Annotated in this window: 17 protein-coding genes; 11 read left to right on the top strand and 6 right to left on the bottom strand. The window is 63.8% G+C overall.

Annotation, left to right across the window (positions count from 1 at the left end; genetic code table 11):
* Positions 1–20 precede the first annotated feature (20 nt).
* From YUU_RS0104055 to YUU_RS0104025, 7 genes are all read left to right on the top strand, one after another.
* The gene (locus YUU_RS0104055) at positions 21–2,150 is read left to right on the top strand and encodes an acetate--CoA ligase family protein (protein WP_027521216.1); all 2,130 of its coding nucleotides are present in this window, start codon (positions 21–23) and stop codon (positions 2,148–2,150) included.
* 172 nt (positions 2,151–2,322) lie between these two features.
* Positions 2,323–3,174, top strand: coding sequence for an IclR family transcriptional regulator (locus tag YUU_RS0104050; protein ID WP_027521215.1), 852 nt, complete (start codon positions 2,323–2,325; stop codon positions 3,172–3,174).
* A gap of 115 nt (positions 3,175–3,289) precedes the next feature.
* Positions 3,290–5,092, top strand: coding sequence for an adenine deaminase (locus YUU_RS0104045; protein WP_027521214.1), 1,803 nt, complete (start codon positions 3,290–3,292; stop codon positions 5,090–5,092).
* Between the two features lie 153 nt (positions 5,093–5,245).
* A complete protein-coding gene (gcl, locus tag YUU_RS0104040; protein ID WP_027521213.1) occupies positions 5,246–7,036 on the top strand; it encodes a glyoxylate carboligase in 1,791 nt (596 codons plus the stop codon).
* A 13-nt stretch (positions 7,037–7,049) separates the two neighbouring features.
* Positions 7,050–7,835, top strand: coding sequence for a hydroxypyruvate isomerase (gene hyi, locus YUU_RS0104035; protein WP_027521212.1), 786 nt, complete (start codon positions 7,050–7,052; stop codon positions 7,833–7,835).
* Between the two features lie 217 nt (positions 7,836–8,052).
* Complete coding sequence (locus tag YUU_RS0104030) at positions 8,053–8,940, top strand: 2-hydroxy-3-oxopropionate reductase (protein WP_027521211.1); 888 nt, start codon at positions 8,053–8,055, stop codon at positions 8,938–8,940.
* Between the two features lie 118 nt (positions 8,941–9,058).
* Positions 9,059–9,445: a DUF1236 domain-containing protein gene (locus YUU_RS0104025; RefSeq protein WP_027521210.1), complete on the top strand. Its 387-nt coding sequence runs from the start codon at positions 9,059–9,061 to the stop codon at positions 9,443–9,445.
* A gap of 58 nt (positions 9,446–9,503) precedes the next feature.
* Here YUU_RS0104025 and YUU_RS0104020 read toward each other — a convergent pair whose 3' ends face one another.
* Positions 9,504–10,106, bottom strand: a complete 603-nt coding sequence (locus YUU_RS0104020) for a thiamine pyrophosphate-dependent enzyme (protein ID WP_027521209.1) — start codon at positions 10,104–10,106, stop codon at positions 9,504–9,506.
* Between the two features lie 8 nt (positions 10,107–10,114).
* On the bottom strand, positions 10,115–10,675 hold the full coding sequence (locus YUU_RS0104015; protein ID WP_027521208.1) for a thiamine pyrophosphate-binding protein: 561 nt from the start codon (positions 10,673–10,675) through the stop codon (positions 10,115–10,117).
* 256 nt (positions 10,676–10,931) lie between these two features.
* Here YUU_RS0104015 and YUU_RS0104010 point away from each other — a divergent pair, with 256 nt between their 5' ends.
* Complete coding sequence (locus tag YUU_RS0104010; protein ID WP_027521207.1) at positions 10,932–11,981, top strand: hydroxyacid dehydrogenase; 1,050 nt, start codon at positions 10,932–10,934, stop codon at positions 11,979–11,981.
* Positions 11,982–12,015: 34 nt separating this feature from the next.
* Here the strand turns inward: YUU_RS0104010 and YUU_RS61020 are convergent, their stop codons facing one another.
* Positions 12,016–12,249: a hypothetical protein gene (locus YUU_RS61020; protein ID WP_245287953.1), complete on the bottom strand. Its 234-nt coding sequence runs from the start codon at positions 12,247–12,249 to the stop codon at positions 12,016–12,018.
* On the opposite strand from YUU_RS61020, the gene YUU_RS0104005 reads away from it, so the two are divergent.
* Positions 12,143–12,547: a flagellar basal body rod protein FlgC gene (locus tag YUU_RS0104005; RefSeq protein ID WP_245287950.1), complete on the top strand. Its 405-nt coding sequence runs from the start codon at positions 12,143–12,145 to the stop codon at positions 12,545–12,547. The genes YUU_RS61020 and YUU_RS0104005 overlap by 107 nt on opposite strands.
* A 115-nt stretch (positions 12,548–12,662) precedes the next feature.
* On the opposite strand, the gene YUU_RS0104000 is transcribed toward YUU_RS0104005, so the two are convergent.
* Complete coding sequence (locus YUU_RS0104000) at positions 12,663–12,944, bottom strand: hypothetical protein (protein ID WP_027521205.1); 282 nt, start codon at positions 12,942–12,944, stop codon at positions 12,663–12,665.
* A gap of 169 nt (positions 12,945–13,113) precedes the next feature.
* Between YUU_RS0104000 and YUU_RS0103995 the strand changes: the two genes are divergently transcribed.
* Positions 13,114–13,326 (top strand): hypothetical protein, encoded by a 213-nt coding sequence (locus tag YUU_RS0103995; protein WP_027521204.1) that lies wholly within the window; start codon positions 13,114–13,116, stop codon positions 13,324–13,326.
* An 18-nt stretch (positions 13,327–13,344) separates the two neighbouring features.
* On the opposite strand, the gene YUU_RS0103990 is transcribed toward YUU_RS0103995, so the two are convergent.
* Both YUU_RS0103990 and YUU_RS0103985 read right to left on the bottom strand, forming a co-directional pair.
* Positions 13,345–13,923 (bottom strand): GNAT family N-acetyltransferase, encoded by a 579-nt coding sequence (locus YUU_RS0103990; RefSeq protein WP_027521203.1) that lies wholly within the window; start codon positions 13,921–13,923, stop codon positions 13,345–13,347.
* Position 13,924: 1 nt separating this feature from the next.
* Entirely contained in the window at positions 13,925–16,282 is a 2,358-nt protein-coding gene (locus YUU_RS0103985) for an Orn/Lys/Arg decarboxylase N-terminal domain-containing protein (protein WP_027521202.1), read from the bottom strand.
* A gap of 637 nt (positions 16,283–16,919) precedes the next feature.
* Between YUU_RS0103985 and YUU_RS0103980 the strand changes: the two genes are divergently transcribed.
* Positions 16,920–17,759: a universal stress protein gene (locus YUU_RS0103980; protein WP_027521201.1), complete on the top strand. Its 840-nt coding sequence runs from the start codon at positions 16,920–16,922 to the stop codon at positions 17,757–17,759.
* Positions 17,760–17,769 lie beyond the last annotated feature (10 nt).

The raw sequence follows: 17,769 nt of genomic DNA, 5'->3' as shown, positions 1-17,769 counted from the left end.
GAGGTCAAGGGAGAAACCACATGTCGAATTCCAAAGATGCCGTCCGCAGGGTGCTTGACCAGGTCAAGGCGGACAACCGCACCAGCCTGACGGCCCCCGAAGGCAAGCTCGTCTGCGATGCCTACGGCATTCCGGTGCCGAAGGAAGGGGTTGCGAAGTCGGCGGGCGAGGCCGGCAAGATGGCGACCTCCATGGGTTTCCCGGTCGTGATGAAGATCGTCTCGCCCGACATTCTCCACAAGACCGAGGCCGGCGGCGTCATCGTCGGCCTCAAGACGGCTGAGGATGCCGAGAAGGCCTACGAGACCATTCTCTCCAACGCCAAGAAGTACAAGGCTGACGCCAAGATCGAAGGCATCCAGGTGCAGCAGATGCTGGCCGGCGGCACTGAGGTCATCGTCGGCTCGATCACGGACGGTTCCTTCGGCAAGCTGGTCGCCTTCGGCCTCGGCGGCGTGCTGGTCGAAGTCCTGAAGGACATCACCTTCCGCCTCGCGCCCGCGGCCAAGGAGGATGCGCTGTCGATGCTCGACGGCATCCAGGCGCATGAGATTTTGAAGGGCGTTCGCGGCGGCGAGCCGGTCAACCGCAACGCCCTTGCCGACGTCATCGTCAAGGTCTCGCAGCTCGTCACGGACTTCCCCGAGATCGTCGAGCTCGACCTCAACCCGGTGTTTGCGACGCCGAAGGACGCGACTGCCGCCGACGTGCGCATCGTCGTCGACTTCGCCTACAAGCCCAAGCCGAAGCCGCGCCCGACCGAAGAGATCGTCGCGGCAATGAACCGCATCATGCAGCCGAAGGCTGTCGCCGTGATCGGCGCCTCGGCCGAGGACGGCAAGATCGGCAACTCCGTGATGAAAAACCTCATCAACGGCGGCTACAAGGGTGAGATCATTCCAATCCATCCCAAGGCCTCCGAGATCCTCGGCTACAAGGCCTACAAGAGCGTCAAGGACGTGCCGGGCGTGGTCGATGTTGCGGTTTTCGCGATCCCCGCGAAGTTCGTCGCGGGCGCTTTGACCGAGTGCGGCGAGAAGAAGATCCCGGGTGCGGTACTGATTCCCTCCGGCTTTGCGGAGGCCGGCGCGCCCGAGCTCCAGGCCGAGATCGTCGAGGTCGGCAAGAAGTACGACATCCGCCTGATGGGGCCAAACATCTACGGCTTCTACTATACGCCTGCCAATCTCTGCGCGACCTTCTGCACGGCCTATGACGTGAAGGGCCATGCGGCGCTGTCGTCGCAGTCGGGCGGCATCGGCATGGCCATCATCGGCTTCTCGCGTTCGGCGAAGATGGGTGTGTCGGCGATCGTCGGCCTCGGCAACAAGTCCGATATCGACGAGGATGATCTGCTCGCCTTCTTCGAGCAGGATCCGAACACCAACCTGATCGCGCAGCACTGCGAAGACCTCAAGGACGGTCGCGCCTTTGCGGAAGCGGCAAAACGCGTCTCCAAGAAGAAGCCGGTCGTCGTGCTCAAGGCCGGCCGCACCTCGGCCGGCGCGAAGGCGGCGTCCTCGCACACCGGTGCGCTCGCCGGCAACGACAGGATCTATGAGGACGTGTTCAAGCAGTCCGGCGTGATCCGCGCGCGCTCCCTGCGGCAGTTGCTCGAATTCGCCCGCGGCGTGCCGGTGCTGCCGACGCCGAAGGGCGAGAACGTGCTGATCATCACCGGTGCCGGTGGCTCTGGCGTGCTGCTGTCGGATTCGTGTGTCGACAACGGCCTGTCGCTGATGTCGATGCCGCCGGATCTCGACGCGGCCTTCCGCAAGTTCATCCCGCCGTTTGGCGCAGCCGGAAATCCTGTGGATATCACCGGCGGCGAGCCGCCGATCACCTACGTGAATACGGTGAAGCTCGGCCTCTCCGACGATCGTATCCACGCGCTGATCCTCGGCTACTGGCACACGATCGTCACCCCGCCGATGGTGTTCGCCCGCAACATGGTCGAGGTGAAGAAGGAGATGGAGGCCAAGGGTTTTGTGAAGCCCATGGTCGCCTCGCTCGCCGGCGACGTCGAGGTCGAGGAAGCTGCCGAATATCTCTACCAGCACGGCATCCCGGCCTACGCCTATTCGACCGAGCTGCCGGTCGAGGTCCTCGGCGCCAAGTACAAGTGGGCGCGCGGAGCAGGGCTGCTCTGAGCTGAGGAACAAGAGATGCCGCTTCGGAAGTTTCCGGAGCGGCATTCTGACTAAGCGCAAGTGACGTGCGTCATTCCGGGGCGATGCCAAGCATCGAGCCCGGAATCTCGAGATTCCGGGTCTGGTCCTTCGGACCATCCCGGAATGACGAACCAAGAGGCGGCAGGTCGCGATGAGCAAGAACGTCATCCGGCGCAAATCGCTCGAGCCAAGACCGCCGGGAGAGGCGGATAACGAAGCGCGCGACGGCGGCGTGCAATCCGTCGACCGCGCGCTGTCGATCATCGAAACGCTGGCCGAGGACGACGAAGGCTATCGCCTGAGCGATCTCGCCGTCCGCACCGGGCTGTCGGCCTCGACCGTGCACCGCCTGCTCGCGACGCTGGAAAGCCGCCGCTTCGTGCAGTTCGATCGCGCCGAATCCAAATGGCACGTCGGCGTGCGCAGTTTTACCGTCGGTGCCAGCTTCGCGCGGCGGCGCAATTTCACGGCGCAGGCCATTCCCTACCTTCGCAAGCTACGCGATCTCACCCGCGAGACCGCCAACCTCGCCGTCGTCGACGACGAATTCATCATCGTGCTGACTCGCATGGAGAGCCGCGAGATCATGCGCTCGCTGACCAAGGTCGGCGGCCGCGTCGCGATGGTGACCTCAGGCGTCGGCAAAGCGGTGCTGGCGACCTATTCGGACGAGGATGTCGGCGCGGTCATCCGGCATCACGGCATGCCCCGCTTGACGGAGAAGTCAATCGTGCGGCCGAGCGATCTTTTCAAGGAACTTGCGACGATCCGCGAGCAAGGTTTTGCGGTGGACGATGAGGAGGCGCAGATTGGCCTCAGATGCGTAGCCGCTGTGGTCTACAATGCGCTCGCCGAGCCACTCGCCGCGATCTCTGTCTCCGGCATGACCAGCCGTATCACCGACGGCCGGCTGCCCGAGATCGGCCGCGTGGTCCGGGAGGTGGCAGCGGAACTCACCGCGGCGCTTGGTGGCGTTGTGCCCGCGGCTGCGGAGAAGGCCTGAACGGTTGGCCGGCAGCGTGCCCAACGCGTAAGCAGCGGTGCCGTTTTATTTGAGTTGCCCCTTCTGGCCGAGGGCGCAACCATCGCTTGGCCAACCACGCCCCGCGAGAGTCCTGATGCCCAAACTGACCCGCTTTGCCGTCGCGCCGCTGCACAGCATGACCCGCCGCCTTGCCGACGTCGCCTCCGGGCGCGTTGCGCCTGACCTCGTCATCACGGGGGCGCGGGTGCTGTCGACCTATTCAGAGCGCGTCCACCCGGACCGCGAGGTCTGGATCACGGGCGGCCGGATCGCGGCGGTGAAGCCGGCGGGCATGGCCAAGAAGGCCTGGAGCGGCGTGGCCGTCTATGACGCTGCCGCCGGCATCATCGCGCCGGGCCTCGTCGATCCGCATATCCACATCGAATCCTCGATGGTGACGGCCTGCGCCTATGCGGAAGCGGCGCTGCTCAATGGCACCACCACGATCTTCTGCGACAGCCATGAGATCGGCAATGTCATGGATGTCGCCGGTGTCGAGGCGATGCTTCAGGACGCGCGCGAGGCGCCGCTGTCGATCTTCCTGACGGTGCCCTCGACGGTGCCGGCAACATCAGCCGAATTGGAAACTGCGGGCGGCGATCTCACCCCCGACAAGATCGCCGGCCTGTTCGACCGCTGGCCGGAAGCGGTGGCGCTCGGTGAGAAGATGGATTTCGTGCCGGTGACAATGGGCGACGAGCGTAGCCATGCGATTCTGGCCGCCGCGCTCAAGCGCGGGCGTCCGGTGTCCGGTCATGTCTATGGCCGCGAATTCGTCGCGGCGTATGCGGCATCCGGCGTCACCGATACCCACGAAGCAATTGATCGCGATATTGCCGACGATCTCCTTGATGCCGGCGTCTGGGTCTTCCTGCGCGGCGGGCCTCCGACCACGCCCTGGCACTCGCTACCGCAGGCGATCCGCACCATCACCGAGCTCGGGGCCTCCCACAAGCGCACGGCGGTGTGCACCGATGACCGCGACGCCGACGATCTCTTCCTGTTTGGCCTGGACTGGGTGGTGCGCGAGGCGGTGAAGGCCGGAATGTCACCGGAGCAGGCCTGGTCGATGGGCTCGCTGCATGGCGCGACGCGCTTCAACATGGAGGGCGAAATCGGCGGCCTCGGCGGCGGCCGCCGCGCCGATCTCGTGCTGATGGATGACAATCTGAAGCCGCAATGCACCTGGTATGGCGGCGAGCTGGTGGTCGAGAAGGGCAAGATCACAGAGCTCCTCGACCAGGCGCTGTCGCAGCGCTATCAATATCCAAAGGCGGCTTACGCGACCGTGAAGCTGCCGGAACAGCTCAAGCTGACGCCGGAGCTTCCGGCGAAGGCTTGCACCGTCAATGCGATCAAGACCGCGCTTCCCGGCATCACGCTGATCCACGAGAAGGTCAGAATCGAGCCGGCGAAGGATTGGCCGACGCTGTTTGCGCGGCACGGCCTCTGCTTCGTGTCGGTGGTCGAGCGCCATGGCAAATCGGCCGGCAACGTCGCCTATGGCCTCTTGAATGACTTTGGGCTCAAGCGCGGTGCGGTGGCCTCCAGCGTCGGGCATGACAGCCACAACATCATCGTCGCCGGAACCAACGAAGCCGACATGCAGGTGGCGATATCAGCCATCAAGCAGCAACAAGGCGGCGTCTGCGTAGTCGCTGATGGCAAGGTGAGGGCGCTGGTTCCGCTGCCGATCGCAGGGCTGCTTTCGGACAAGCGGATCACGGAGGTGGCCGAGGAGGTGCGGGCCCTGAAGGAAGAATGGGCGGAGGCTGGCTGCACCATCCCCTACATGGGCTTCAATTTGATTCCGCTATCGGTCATTCCGGAAATTCGCATCACCGACAAGGGCCTCGTGCTGGTGCCGCAGATGGAGCTCGCGCCCTTGTTCGAGTAGCCGCTTTCACGCGTCTGTTGACCTAACCGATTGAGACCGCCGCAGATTTTTTTGCGGCTACCGCATCGTGGAAAATAAAATCGATCTCGTTGAGAGGGCGCCTCTTGCGATCGATGATCACGCTCGAAGTGACGCAACCGAGCGAGGTCCGATATGGCGAAGATGCGAGCCGTCGATGCAGCCGTGCGAATTCTGGAGAAGGAAGGCATCTCGACCGCCTTCGGCGTTCCCGGGGCCGCGATCAATCCGCTTTATTCGGCGCTGAAGAAGCGGGGTTCGATCCGCCACATCCTGGCGCGCCATGTCGAGGGCGCCTCACACATGGCGGAAGGCTATACGCGGGCCAAGGCCGGCAATATCGGCGTCTGCATCGGCACGTCGGGACCGGCCGGCACCGACATGATCACCGGGCTCTATTCGGCGATCGCCGATTCCATTCCGATCCTCTGCATCACTGGGCAGGCGCCACGCGCGCGGCTCTACAAGGAGGACTTTCAGGCGGTCGATATCGAATCCATCGCCAAGCCCGTGACCAAATGGGCAGTCACCGTGCGCGAGCCCGCGCTGGTGCCGCGGGTGTTCAGCCAGGCCTTTCACGTGATGCGCTCGGGGCGGCCGGGGCCGGTGCTGATCGATATGCCGCTCGACGTGCAGCTCGCCGAGATCGAGTTCGACGACGAGACCTATGAGCCGCTGCCGGTCTACAAACCGACCGCGACGCGCAAGCAGGTCGAGAAAGCGCTGGAGATGCTCAACGCCGCCGAACGGCCGCTGATCGTGGCGGGTGGCGGTATCATCAACGCCGATGCGTCCGACCTGCTCGTCGAATTCGCCGAGACCGTGAACGTGCCTGTCGTCCCGACGCTGATGGGGTGGGGCGCGATCCCCGACGATCACGTGCTGATGGCCGGCATGGTCGGCCTGCAGACCAGCCATCGCTACGGCAATGCCACCATGCTCGAATCCGACTTCGTGCTTGGCATCGGCAATCGCTGGGCCAACCGGCACACCGGCTCGATCGAGACCTACACCAAGGGCCGCAAATTCGTGCATGTCGACATCGAGCCGACGCAGATCGGGCGCGTCTTCAATCCTGATCTCGGCATCGTCTCGGATGCGAAGGCCGCGCTGGAGTTGTTCGTCACCGTCGCCAGGGAGTGGCGGCGGACAGGCAGGTTGCGCGAGCGCCAGGCGTGGCCCGCGACCTGCCGCGATCGCAAGCGTTCGATGCTGCGCAAGAGCCATTTCGATAACGTGCCGATCAAACCGCAGCGCGTCTACGAGGAGATGACCAAGGCTTTTGGCCGCGACACCTGCTATGTCACCGTCATCGGCCTGTCGCAGATCGCCGGTGCGCAGTTTCTGGGCGTCTACAAGCCGCGCAACTGGATCAATGCGGGGCAGGCGGGGCCGCTCGGCTGGACACTGCCGGCCGCGCTCGGCGTGAGGGCAGCATGTCCGGATCGCGACATCGTCGCGCTCTCGGGCGACTACGACTTCCAGTTCCTGATCGAGGAGCTCGCGGTCGGCGCGCAGTTCAATTTGCCCTACATCCACGTCGTCGTGAACAATTCCTATCTCGGCCTGATCCGCCAGGCGCAGCGCGGCTTCGATATGGACTATCACGTCCAGCTCTCCTTCGAGAACATCAACGCCCCCGAGCTCGGCGTCTATGGCGTCGACCACGTTGCGGTCGCTGAAGGCCTTGGCTGCAAGGCGATCCGCGTCACAGATCCGAAGGACGCGCAGGCCGCCTTCGCGACCGCGCGCGAGTTGATGGCGAAGCACCGCGTCCCCGTGGTGGTCGAGTTCATCCTCGAACGCGTCACCAACATCGCGATGGGCACCGAGATCGACAATATCGTCGAGTTCGAGGAAGTGCTTGATCTGCCGCTCGACGAGGTCGAGATCACGCGCCCGGGCGTGCTGCAGCCGGCGGAATAGGGAGGACAGCATCGTGCCGAAATTTGCCGCCAATCTCACCATGCTCTTCAACGAGATGCCGTTTGTCGACCGCTTTGCCGCGGCAAAAGCGGCAGGCTTCAGCGGGGTCGAATATCTCTTCCCCTACGATTTCGACAAGGCGCTACTGCGCGAGCAGCTCGAGGCTCACGGACTAACCCAGGTGCTGCACAATCTGCCTGCCGGAAATTGGGCGGGCGGCGAACGCGGCATCGCGATCCTTCCCGATCGCGTCGCCGAATTCCGCGACGGCGTGTTCCGCGCCATCGACTTTGCCAAGGCGCTCGACTGCGACCGGCTCAACTGCCTCGTCGGCATTGCGCCGGCGGATGCCGATCCGCGCGAGTTGAACGAGACGCTGGTCGGAAACCTGCGTTTCGCTGCCGCGGCGTTGGCGCGTGAGAATATCGAGCTGCTGATCGAACCTATCAACACCCTCGACATTCCCGGCTTCTTCCTCAACGGCACCGAGCAGGCAGTACAGCTCATCTCCGAGGTGCGTTCGGGCAACCTGTTCATCCAGTACGACATCTATCACATGCAGATCATGGAGGGCGACCTCGCCCGCACCATGCAGAAATATCTCGACCGCATCTCGCATATCCAGCTTGCCGACAATCCCGGCCGCCACGAGCCGGGCACGGGCGAGATCAACTATCCCTTCCTGTTCCGCCATCTCGACGCGATCGGCTTTCGCGGCTGGATCGGCTGCGAATACAAGCCGCGCACCACGACGCTGGAAGGCCTTTCCTGGCACGCGGCGCAAACTTTCGAGACCTAGAACGTAGCCACAGCGACGATGCGCTCCCTCTCCCGCTTGCGGGAGAGGGCTGGGGTGAGGGTGTCTCCACGATAAGATTCGTTGAGATGTGCGGAAGGAATCCCAACACGGAAAGAGCCCTCACCCGGCGCTGCGCGCCGACCTCTCCCGCAGGCGGGAGAGGTGCACCGAGCGCGCGGATGAAATTTCGCAAACGCAACTGAGAGAAAGTCACACCATGATCGACATCGGCTTTATCGGACTTGGCACCATGGGACGGCCGATGGCCGGCCATCTCCTTGCGGCGGGCCATCGTCTCTTCCTGCACGACGTCGCACCGATTGCGCCGGAGCTGATCGCCGCTGGCGGCGTCGCCTGCAAATCGGCGAAGGAGGTCGCGGAGGAGGCGGATGCCGTCATCATCATGGTGCCGGATACGCCGCATGTGGAGGCCGTGCTGTTCGGCAAGGACGGCGTCGCGAGCGGCATCTCCAAGGGCAAGATTGTGGTCGACATGAGCTCGATCTCGCCGCTGGCAACGAAGGAGTTTGCCAAAAGGATCGAGGCGCTCGGCGCCGATTATCTCGACGCGCCGGTGTCGGGCGGCGAGGTCGGCGCCAAGGCGGCGAGCCTCACCATCATGATCGGCGGTCCGGAGCGCGCCTTCAACACCATGAAGAGCGTCTTCGACAAGATGGGCAAGAACGTCACCCGCGTCGGCGCCAATGGCGACGGCCAGACCACGAAGGTTGCGAACCAGATCATCGTCGCGCTGACGATCGAGGCGGTGAGCGAGGCCCTGCTGTTCGCCTCGAAGGCCGGCGCCGATCCTGCGCTGGTGCGGCAGGCGCTGATGGGCGGCTTCGCCTCGTCGCGGATCCTCGAGGTTCATGGCGAGCGCATGGTGAAGCGCAATTTCGATCCGGGCTTCCGTATCGAGCTGCACCAGAAGGATCTCAACCTCGCACTCGATGGCGCGCGAGCGCTCGGGCTCTCGCTGCCGAGCACGGCAGTGGCGCAGCAATTGTTCTCGGCCTGCACCGCGCACGGTGGCAAGGCGTGGGATCATTCGGCGATGGTGCGTGCACTCGAGTTGATGGCGGGTCACGAGATCGCCACTGCGTAAAACTGTTACGCAGTAACACTTCTTCGGATTGAGGCTCGTTGCCGCCGCTTGGGAACTCGGAACTATCACCGGGACCCAGCGGTTGATCGTGCACGAACAAACAATCTGGAGAGAGGACATGAAGACCCGTCTTGCGATTTCGTTGGCTGCCGCTTCGCTGCTGGCGTCCAGCGCAGCCTTTGCCCAGTCGACCACAGCCGAGGGCGCCGCGAACGGCGCGCGGGCCGGGGGCGTGATTGGTGGTCCGGTGGGCGCGATGGTGGGCGGCACCGTCGGCGCGGCCGTTGGCGCCGGCCTCGAAATTCCGAACGCGGTGATCGGTGCGGTGCCTCGCTCCGAGCCGTCCGTCGTGGTGCATGAGCGCGTGGTGGTCGGTGAGCCGCTGCCGCCGACCGTGGTGTTGCACCCGGTGCCGAATTACAGGGAATACGACTATGCGGTCGTCAACGATCGCCGCGTCATCGTCGAGCCGCGGACCCGCAAGGTCATCAGGATCATCGACTGATCAGCGTAACCAGAAGCTGAGGCCCCGCGGGAGATTGTTTCGCGGGGCCTGCACGTATTCAGAGTGGCTGCCGTACGCCGAGGCCGTGCATGAAGCGCTCGCGGATTTGTACGGGATCGCGGCGCGTGGTGCCGACGCCGGGCTTGTCGTCGATGCGCACCGCAATGAGGCTCGGTTCCGTGGCCGTCAGCGAACCCTCGACCAGCCGCTCGAAATCCTCCTCGTCCGCGGCCCAGGCGCTGTTGGCGAGACCCGAACCGGTCGCGATTGCCACGACATCGGCCACGCCTGCGGCCGGCGTCGGCTGCGCACCGGTGATCTGGTAGATGCCGTTGTCCATCACGATCATGGTGAGATTCTTCGGCCTCAAGGTCGCGATCGTCGACAGGGCGCCGAGCTGCATCAACAGCGAGCCGTCGCCCTCCAGAGCAATGACGCGGCGGTCGGGCTGCGCCAGCGCGACCCCGAGCGCGATCGGGAAAGCGAGTCCCATGCTGCCCAGCATGTAGAAGTTTTGCGGGCGGTGCCCGGCGGCCCAGAGATCGAAATTGGTGTTGCCGATGCCGCCTATCACGGCCTCCTCGTTGTTGAGCCTTGCGATCAGGCGCGAGGTGACGTCGAAGCGGTTCATCACCTTGGTGTTGCTGGTGCTGCTGTTCATCGCGGCGCTCACTTGTCAAAGACCTTGCCGCCGGTGAGCAGCGGATTGAGGATCAGCGCCACCGGCGCCTGTGTGGTGACGGCCTGCTTGATCGAGCGGTCGGCGATGAACTCGAGCTCGTCGAGCCGGGTAATGGTGTGATGCTCGAGCGCGAGCGAGTCCAGCACCGGGCGCATGGTGCGGCAGACCAGCGCCTGGCCGTAGTTGAACTCGCCGAGCGTGCCGCGCTCGGACACGAACATGATCAGCGGGATCTGATAGGGCACCGCAAGCGAGGCCAGCACATTGGCCAGCGTGGCAAAGCCCGAGGTCTGCATCAGTACGGCGCCCCGTCGTCCGCCCATCCAGGCGCCGGAGACGATGCCGACGGCTTCCTCCTCGCGCGCGGTCGCAAAGGTCGTGAAGAAGGGGTCGGCGTGCAGGGCCTTGATCAGCGGCGTCAGCACCCGATCGGGCACGTAAGGCACCAGGCTGACCTCGTTCCGCTTCAGGGTTTGCAGCACGATACTGTGCCAGCTTGGTTCGGTGGGAGACATCTGGGGCGGGGTCTGCTGCTCCACGATCGTCATCTCGTCCTCCCTTCCGCGACATCTTTTTGGTCTATGCGTGGTGCCGCTTCATAGGCGCCTTGGTCTCGAACTTGACGCGCTGGGTGGGATTGTCAACATGTCCGGGCTGCCACGGTGGTCTGCGCCCGGTGCGCTGCCGTGGCCGGCACCGCCATGTCATAACCAGTCACAACGAGAACTGCGGGAGGATGGCCGGAGCGGGCGCAAAGCGGCGCCGGCCCCGCGTGCCTCCTTTTCAGGAGCCGGAAGCCTGTCGATGCCTGTCAACACCAAGCGCGTCTTCTACGTCAAATATCTCGCACATCCGATCTATGTCGACGTCCTGAAGGCGCGGAGTGACGTCCGGCTCGATCGCATCGAGAATGAAAGCCCGGAAGAATTCTACGCGCCGATTCTGGAGGCCGCGCATGTCTATCAGATCGGCGCCGCGCGCGACGAGCTCGCTCCCCATTTCCATGCCCAGGCCGGGCTGCTGAAACGCGCGCCGAACCTGCTGATCGTCTCCTCCAACGGCGCCGGCTTCGATCCGGTCGATGTCGAGGCCTGCACGGCGGCGGGCGTGCTTGTCGTCAACCAGTCCGGCGGCAACGCCCATTCGGTGGCTGAACACGCGCTCGCGATGATGCTCACCCTGTCGAAGCGCATCATCCAGTCGGATCGCCGTCTGCGGCGCGAGCGCGACGTCAACCGCAACGATCTCATCGGCAACGAGGTCGGGGGCAAGACAATCGGCATCGTCGGGCTCGGCAATGTCGGCCGCCGCATCGCCGCGCTCTGCAACACCCTGCTGGGCATGAAGGTCCTGGCTTACGATCCCTATCTTTCTGCAGGCGAGATGGCCGCGCGGGGCGGGGAGAAGGTCGAGCTCGACGAACTTCTGCGCCGGTCCGACTTCGTCTCGATCTCCTGTCCGCTGACCAAGGAGAGCCGCGGCATGATTGGCGTCCGCGAATTTTCGCTGATGCAGCCGCTCGCCTATTTCGTCACCACTGCGCGCGGATTCATCCATGACGAGGGCGCGCTACTCCAGGCCCTGCGCGACCAGCGCATCGCCGGCGCCGGCCTCGACGTCTGGTCCAAGGAGCCGCCGCCGCCGGAGCATCCGCTCCTTCAGTTCGACAACGTGCTGGCGAGCCCGCATACCGCGGGCGTGACCCGGGAGGCCCGCCAGAACATGGGACGCATCGCCGCCGAGCAGGTCCTCGATGCGCTCGACGGCAAGCGGCCGCCCCGCATCATCAACCCCGAGGTCTGGCTGCGCTACGCCGAGCGCTTCAAGCAGGCTTTTGGCGTGACGCCGGGGTAGGGCGCGCGAAGTCTGATTGCGCTCCGATCGTTGGTTACGAGGATGAGAACAGAAAGCGGCGGATTTTACCGATGGCGTGAATGAACGCGTATGACTTGTCCTGTAGATCAGGGTTCATGAGCATACCTTCGATTGCGACATCCGGACTTTCTGCGGCGAGTTTGCGCGTAAGCGTGGCCGCGAGCAACATCGCCAATGTTAACACGACCGGCCCGTTACCCGCGTCGGGCGGATCGAGCACGTCGGCCGGTGCGGGCAGCTCGGGCATTGCTCCGACTTTTCCCGCGGCTTATGTGCCATTGCGAGTCGATCAGGTTGCCCAATCGAGCGGCTCGATGCCGGGCGGTACGGTTGCGACCGTATCGACGGTGTCGCCGAGCTTCACCGCCCAATCCGACCCAGGCGCTCCCTTCGCAAACCATGATGGTCTGGTCGCAGCGCCGAATGTCGATCTCGCCGGGGAATTCGTCGAGTTGACGACCGCAAAATACAGCTTCATTGCCAATGCGAAGGTCATTCAGGCCTACTCGGAAACGACAGAGTCGCTCCTCGACATCGACACGTGACGGGTGATGTCGGCCTGTCTTGCCAGCCTTCGCTCGTCCGCCTCCACCGGCGCGACGCCGGGGTAGGGCCTCTACCCCAGCTTTGCGCCGAGCTGCTGGAACGCGGCCTCGCAAGTCATGAGGTCGAGATGGCCGCCGCCCGCGTTCCGAAGAAGGTGATGTCGGACGGTGAGGTGCGTCCTTGCACGCGACCGCTGGCGAGATCGCAGAGATCTCCGAGGACGTCTTTCTCGCTGATCGCGCCGCTCGCGATCGGTTGCAGGATGTCACCAACGCCGTGAAAGGCGGATTCCCGCCGGTCCACGAACGCACGCGATATCTTTGCTGCCTCGTCATCAACCTTGCGGGTTTGTGGCGTGTAGCCGCCGACGAGGTCCAGATGCGTGCCCGGCCGCATTACGCCGAGCGCTTCCGGAAGACGTTTGGGGTCACGCGACGATAAGGCGCGGCGGCTGACGGATCGGGATTGGGTCCGGGAAGCGGCCTCAGTTTGATCCTTCTCAAAATCTCCTTACCCCTTTCGGGGTAATTAGGATTAGAGTGCTGCCGGGGCAGCAGGAGGTCCCATGTCACGCTATGTCGTCAGGTTCATGAAGGACGTGCTCGGTGAGTACGGCCGGCAGAGTGAGGTCTGCCAGGGAACCCTGGAAATCGACGCTTCCTGTGAACGCGAAGCGACCGAGCAGGCCAAGCTGAAATTCTGCAAGGACCAGGCGTTACATCACTGGTCCCTGCATGCGGATCGTATTCATGTGAAGGCAGCCGATTTTCCGTCCTGAGGCGGAGGTCCGGCGCGTTCAGCGGCTGAGGATGGACGCAGGCGGCGCCGCAGTCGCGCCGGCGCCGAGCGATCGCTGCACCATGACGGTATCGGACCAGCGGCCATGGCGGTAGGCGACCCCGCACAACAACCCGACCCGGGCAAAGCCGAATTTTTCGTGCAGCGCCAGTGAAGGCGCATTGTCGGCGTCGATATAGCCGATCATCTGGCGGAAGCCGGCCGCGGCGCAAGCGTCGACCAACTCCTGAAGCAGCAGGCGTCCGACACCGCGGCCGAGATGGTCGTGATGGACGTAGATCGAGTGCTTGGCGGTGTAGCGATAGGCCGGGCGCTTGCGAAACAGCACGGCATAGGCATAGCCGATCACCTCGCCGCGCCAGGTCGCGACCAGGTGGGGGAGGCGCGTCTGCCGCAGATTCTTGCGCCGGTCGCGCAGATCGTCGGGCTCGGGCGCGCCGGTGCCCTCGACGTCCTTCGCCACGCCGTGGCGGACGTGATGGCGGTAGATCGCCAGCATCGCCTCGACGTCGCTGTCGCGCGAGGGCCGGACCAGGACCGGCTCATCGTTCGTGCGCATTGCACTGGTTTCGTTCATGCTACTCGGCCACCACGTAGGTATAGAGCCCGATACGGCCGGCGGCGTCGACCTCCTTGTAGACACCCTGGATTTCGACGTCGAAGCCTGGAAACGTGTTGAAGCAGGTTTCGAACATCTTGAGATAATCGATCATGGGTTTCGCGCGTTCCGTGAGCCGCTCGCCGGGCACGATGGTGGCGATACCGGGAGGATAGACCACGAAAGGCGTCGTCGCGATGCGGCCGGCGATGGCCTCGATCGGCAGATAGTCGACATCGTTGCGGATCAGGCAGCGCGCGGCGTCGCGCGGCGACAGCGCGATCTCCGGGAGGTGCTCAGGCAGGAACTGACGCGCCTGGAGCGCACTGACGTCGGCCTTGCGGAAGAAGCGGTGCATCTCCGCACAGAGGTCGCGCAGCCGCACGCCGGCATAGCGCGCCTGCCGTCGTTGATAGAATTCGGGGATGGCGTCCGCGAGCAGCGTATTGTCGTCGTGCAGCTTCTTGAACGCGACGAGCCCCGAGATCAGCGTGCCAGCCTTGCTAGCCTCGACGCCCGGCGTCAGCAGGAAGAGCAGGGAGTTGAGGTCGTTCTTCTCGGCAACGATGCGATTCTCGCGCAAGTATTGCGCGACGACGGGGGCGGGGATGCCGTGTTCGGCATAGGTGCCGGTGGCGCGATCGAACCCTGGCGTCAGCAGCGTCAGCTTGTTCGGGTCGGTCATGGCAAAGCCCTCGGTCATGCCGGGGAAGCCATGCCAGGTGCTGTCGGGACCGAGCTGCCAAAGCGCGGGATTGGTGGCAAGCTCGTCGGTCGAGAGCGTCTCCCAGGCGACGTTATGCGCGGCGCCCGGCCGGCTCACATCCGGAATGGCAACGCGATCGGGGACGAACGGCTCGAAGAACCAGCGCCGCTCGACGTTCTGCTCTTTCTCCTCGAACTCGCGGCGCATGGCGCGGATCTTCTTGCGCAGTTCGATGCCGAGGCGGATCGTGTCGTCCCACAGCACCTCGCCCGAGCGGCCCTTCATCATCTGCGCGCCGACGTCGAGGGAGGCGAACAGCGGATAGAACGGCGAAGTCGAGGCGTGCTGCATAAAGCTTTCGTTGAAGCGGCGGTGCTCGACGCGCCGCTTCTGGCCGCGGATATGGCGGTCCCTGATGTGGATCTGGGACGCCTGCGAGAAGCTCGCGAGCTGCTTGTGGGTCGACTGCGTCGCGATGATGCCGGGTGCGTCTGGCGTGAGGCCCGACAGACCCATGGCAAAACGCCCGGCATAGAGCGGATGAAACTTCATGAAGCCGGCCCAGGCCTCGTCGAACAGGATGTAGTCGCAGAGGTGGCCGATGCGCTTCAAGATCATCTCGGCGCTGTGGATCGTGCCGTCATAGGTGCATTGTTCGACGACGGCGACGCGGAACGGCCGTTCCCTGCGCCAGGCGTCGCGATCGCTGACCAGCGGATGATTGCGGATCGCCTCGCGCAAGGCCTTCTCGTCGAGTTCCTCCCAGCGCATCGGGCCGATCAGGCCCCAGGCATTGCGGATGGTCGGCACGTAGACAGGGATGCCGCCATTGATCATCAGCGCGCCGTGATGGGCAGCCTTGTGGTTGTTCCGATCGAACAGCACGAGGTCACCGTCGGTGACGAGTGCGCCGAGTGCAACCTTGTTGGAGGTCGAGGTGCCGTTGAGCACGAAATAGGTCTTTTCCGCACCGAAGATTTGGGCGGCTTCCTTCTGCGCTTTCAGCGCCGGTCCTTCGTGGGTGAGGAGATCGCCGAGATCGAGCACGGAATTGTCGAGGTCGTCGCGAAATACGGACTCGCCGAGATGCTCGACGAAGACACGGCCGATCGGGCTGCGGCTATAGAACATGCCGCCATTGTGGCCGGGGCAGGTCCAGAGCTGGTTGCCTTCCTCGGCATAGTCGACCAGCGCGCCGAAGAACGGCGTCTTCAGCGTTTCCGCATATTGCTTGAGCCGGCTGATCAGGTTCTTGGCGATGAAGGGCGGGGTCTCCTCGGACAGGAAGACGTAGCCGTCGATAAAGTCGAGCACCTCGACCGGCAGGTCCTCGAAGCGCTTGCGGCGGATCAGGAGGATGATCGGGAAGTCGAGACCGCGGCGACGCATCAGGTTGATCAGGGCGGCGGTCTTGCCCTCCAGCCCCTTCTTGCCCCAGTCGACCACCATGCAGCCGATGGCGGCGTCTGTCTGCACGGCGATCTCGGCATCCTCGAGCTTGCGGGCCCTCACGACCTCGAAGCCGGAGCGCTGGATCTCCTCGATGATCTGGTTGAAGCGGATGCCCTCGAGGTCGTCGGCATCGAACACCGGGGCGGCGAACAGGAAGTTGAAGCGCTTGAAATAGTCCATGGTGGGTCCCGAATAGCGAAGCCAACAGCTCTCGGCATATTCGATGACAGTTCGATGACAGCGTCGTCCCTGATGGGAGGCCGCTGCCGACGTCTCTGTTTGTAGGGGCAGGCGACGCGTGGCTTTCCAGCGGACATGAGGTTGGCGGCACGGGGCGTCCTTTGGAGCGTCTTCGCAGCCGACGCGGTGATGTGCCCGAGGGGCCAGGAGCGATCACAATGATTGCGTCCGGCCCAACTGGACGATCAGCAATGGTTGCTTTCGCGCCTCTTCTCAGAGCGGAGCAGCGAGCAGCCAACCGCTTCTTGTAGTGGTCAAACTGAGACTCCGCGACGATGCAGAAGACCGTCGCGATGCCACCCGGTGCGTTCTTGATTGCCAGTGAACGATGAAAGGACGCAGGTGGCGATCGCCGTTGGAGAGACGACGTTATTTGCCAGCCTGACATCGAATGGCGCGTCAGGCAATACTATCATAAAGTGAGGCGGCGCCAAATGGAGGTCGAGAAGCCGCCGGGTGCTGGATGGCTGGCGCCTCACCAACGGTCTGCCTCGGCAACAGCTAGCATTCGGAAGTCACTGCATTGGGAGATGAGCAGCGCCGCATCTGAGATTTGTGTCCAGCATGGGGGTTGAGAATGAAAACGATTCTAGTACCGACCTACAACATGGCGATGATGACATCCGCGCTCGAGGTCGCGGTACGACTGGCGCAACGGACTGGCGCCTATGTCGAAGGTTTTCCGCTCCGGTTCAGCATACCTCAATATGTCGTCGCAGAGTTGGCTACCGGCCTCTCCTTGGATTCGTACCATGAGAGGAGTGAGGAGGAGATCGCCGAACTGCGTCGTTCATTCGAGGCGTTCATGTTGAAGCACGAGGTTCCGAAGGCGACCGCAAGCTCGAATCGGCCATGCTTCGACTGGTTCGATAATGCACCTGAAGGTGAGGATTTTGTCGGAAGTTATGGACGTGCTTTCGACATCATCGTAATGCCGCGGTCCGACGTGGATGCCGCCGGCCCTCACCGCCGCGTCATTGAGTCTGCGCTGTTCGAGAGTGGCAGGCCTGTCCTGCTGGCACCACCAGACGTGCCGAGAAGCATTGCGACAAACATCGTGATCCACTGGAACGGGAGTACCGAACAGGCTCGTGCAAACGCATTTGCGATGCCGCTGCTTCGTTTGGCCGAAAGGGTTACGTTGCTGAGGGTGATTGGCGGACAGGACGTGGCAGGCCCATCCGCGGACCAGATAGTTCGCCAATTGCAGTACAATGACATTCCCGCCAAACTGGTGAGCGTTGAACTGGGAGATCGCAACACCGGCGAGGCGGTCCTCGATGCGGCCAGAGCTCAGGGCTGCGATCTCCTGATAAAGGGAGCCTTCACCCGCAACAGGTTGCGGCAAATGATATTCGGCGGTGCCACCAGCCATGTCATGGAGCACGCGGATTTGCCTGTCCTGCTGGCGCATTAGCATCGTATCG

It is taken from the genome of Bradyrhizobium sp. Ec3.3 (assembly GCF_000472925.1).
GTDB lineage: Bacteria > Pseudomonadota > Alphaproteobacteria > Rhizobiales > Xanthobacteraceae > Bradyrhizobium.
The sequence above is the reverse complement of the archived record's forward strand: the minus strand, read 5'-3'. Positions and strand labels throughout refer to the sequence as shown.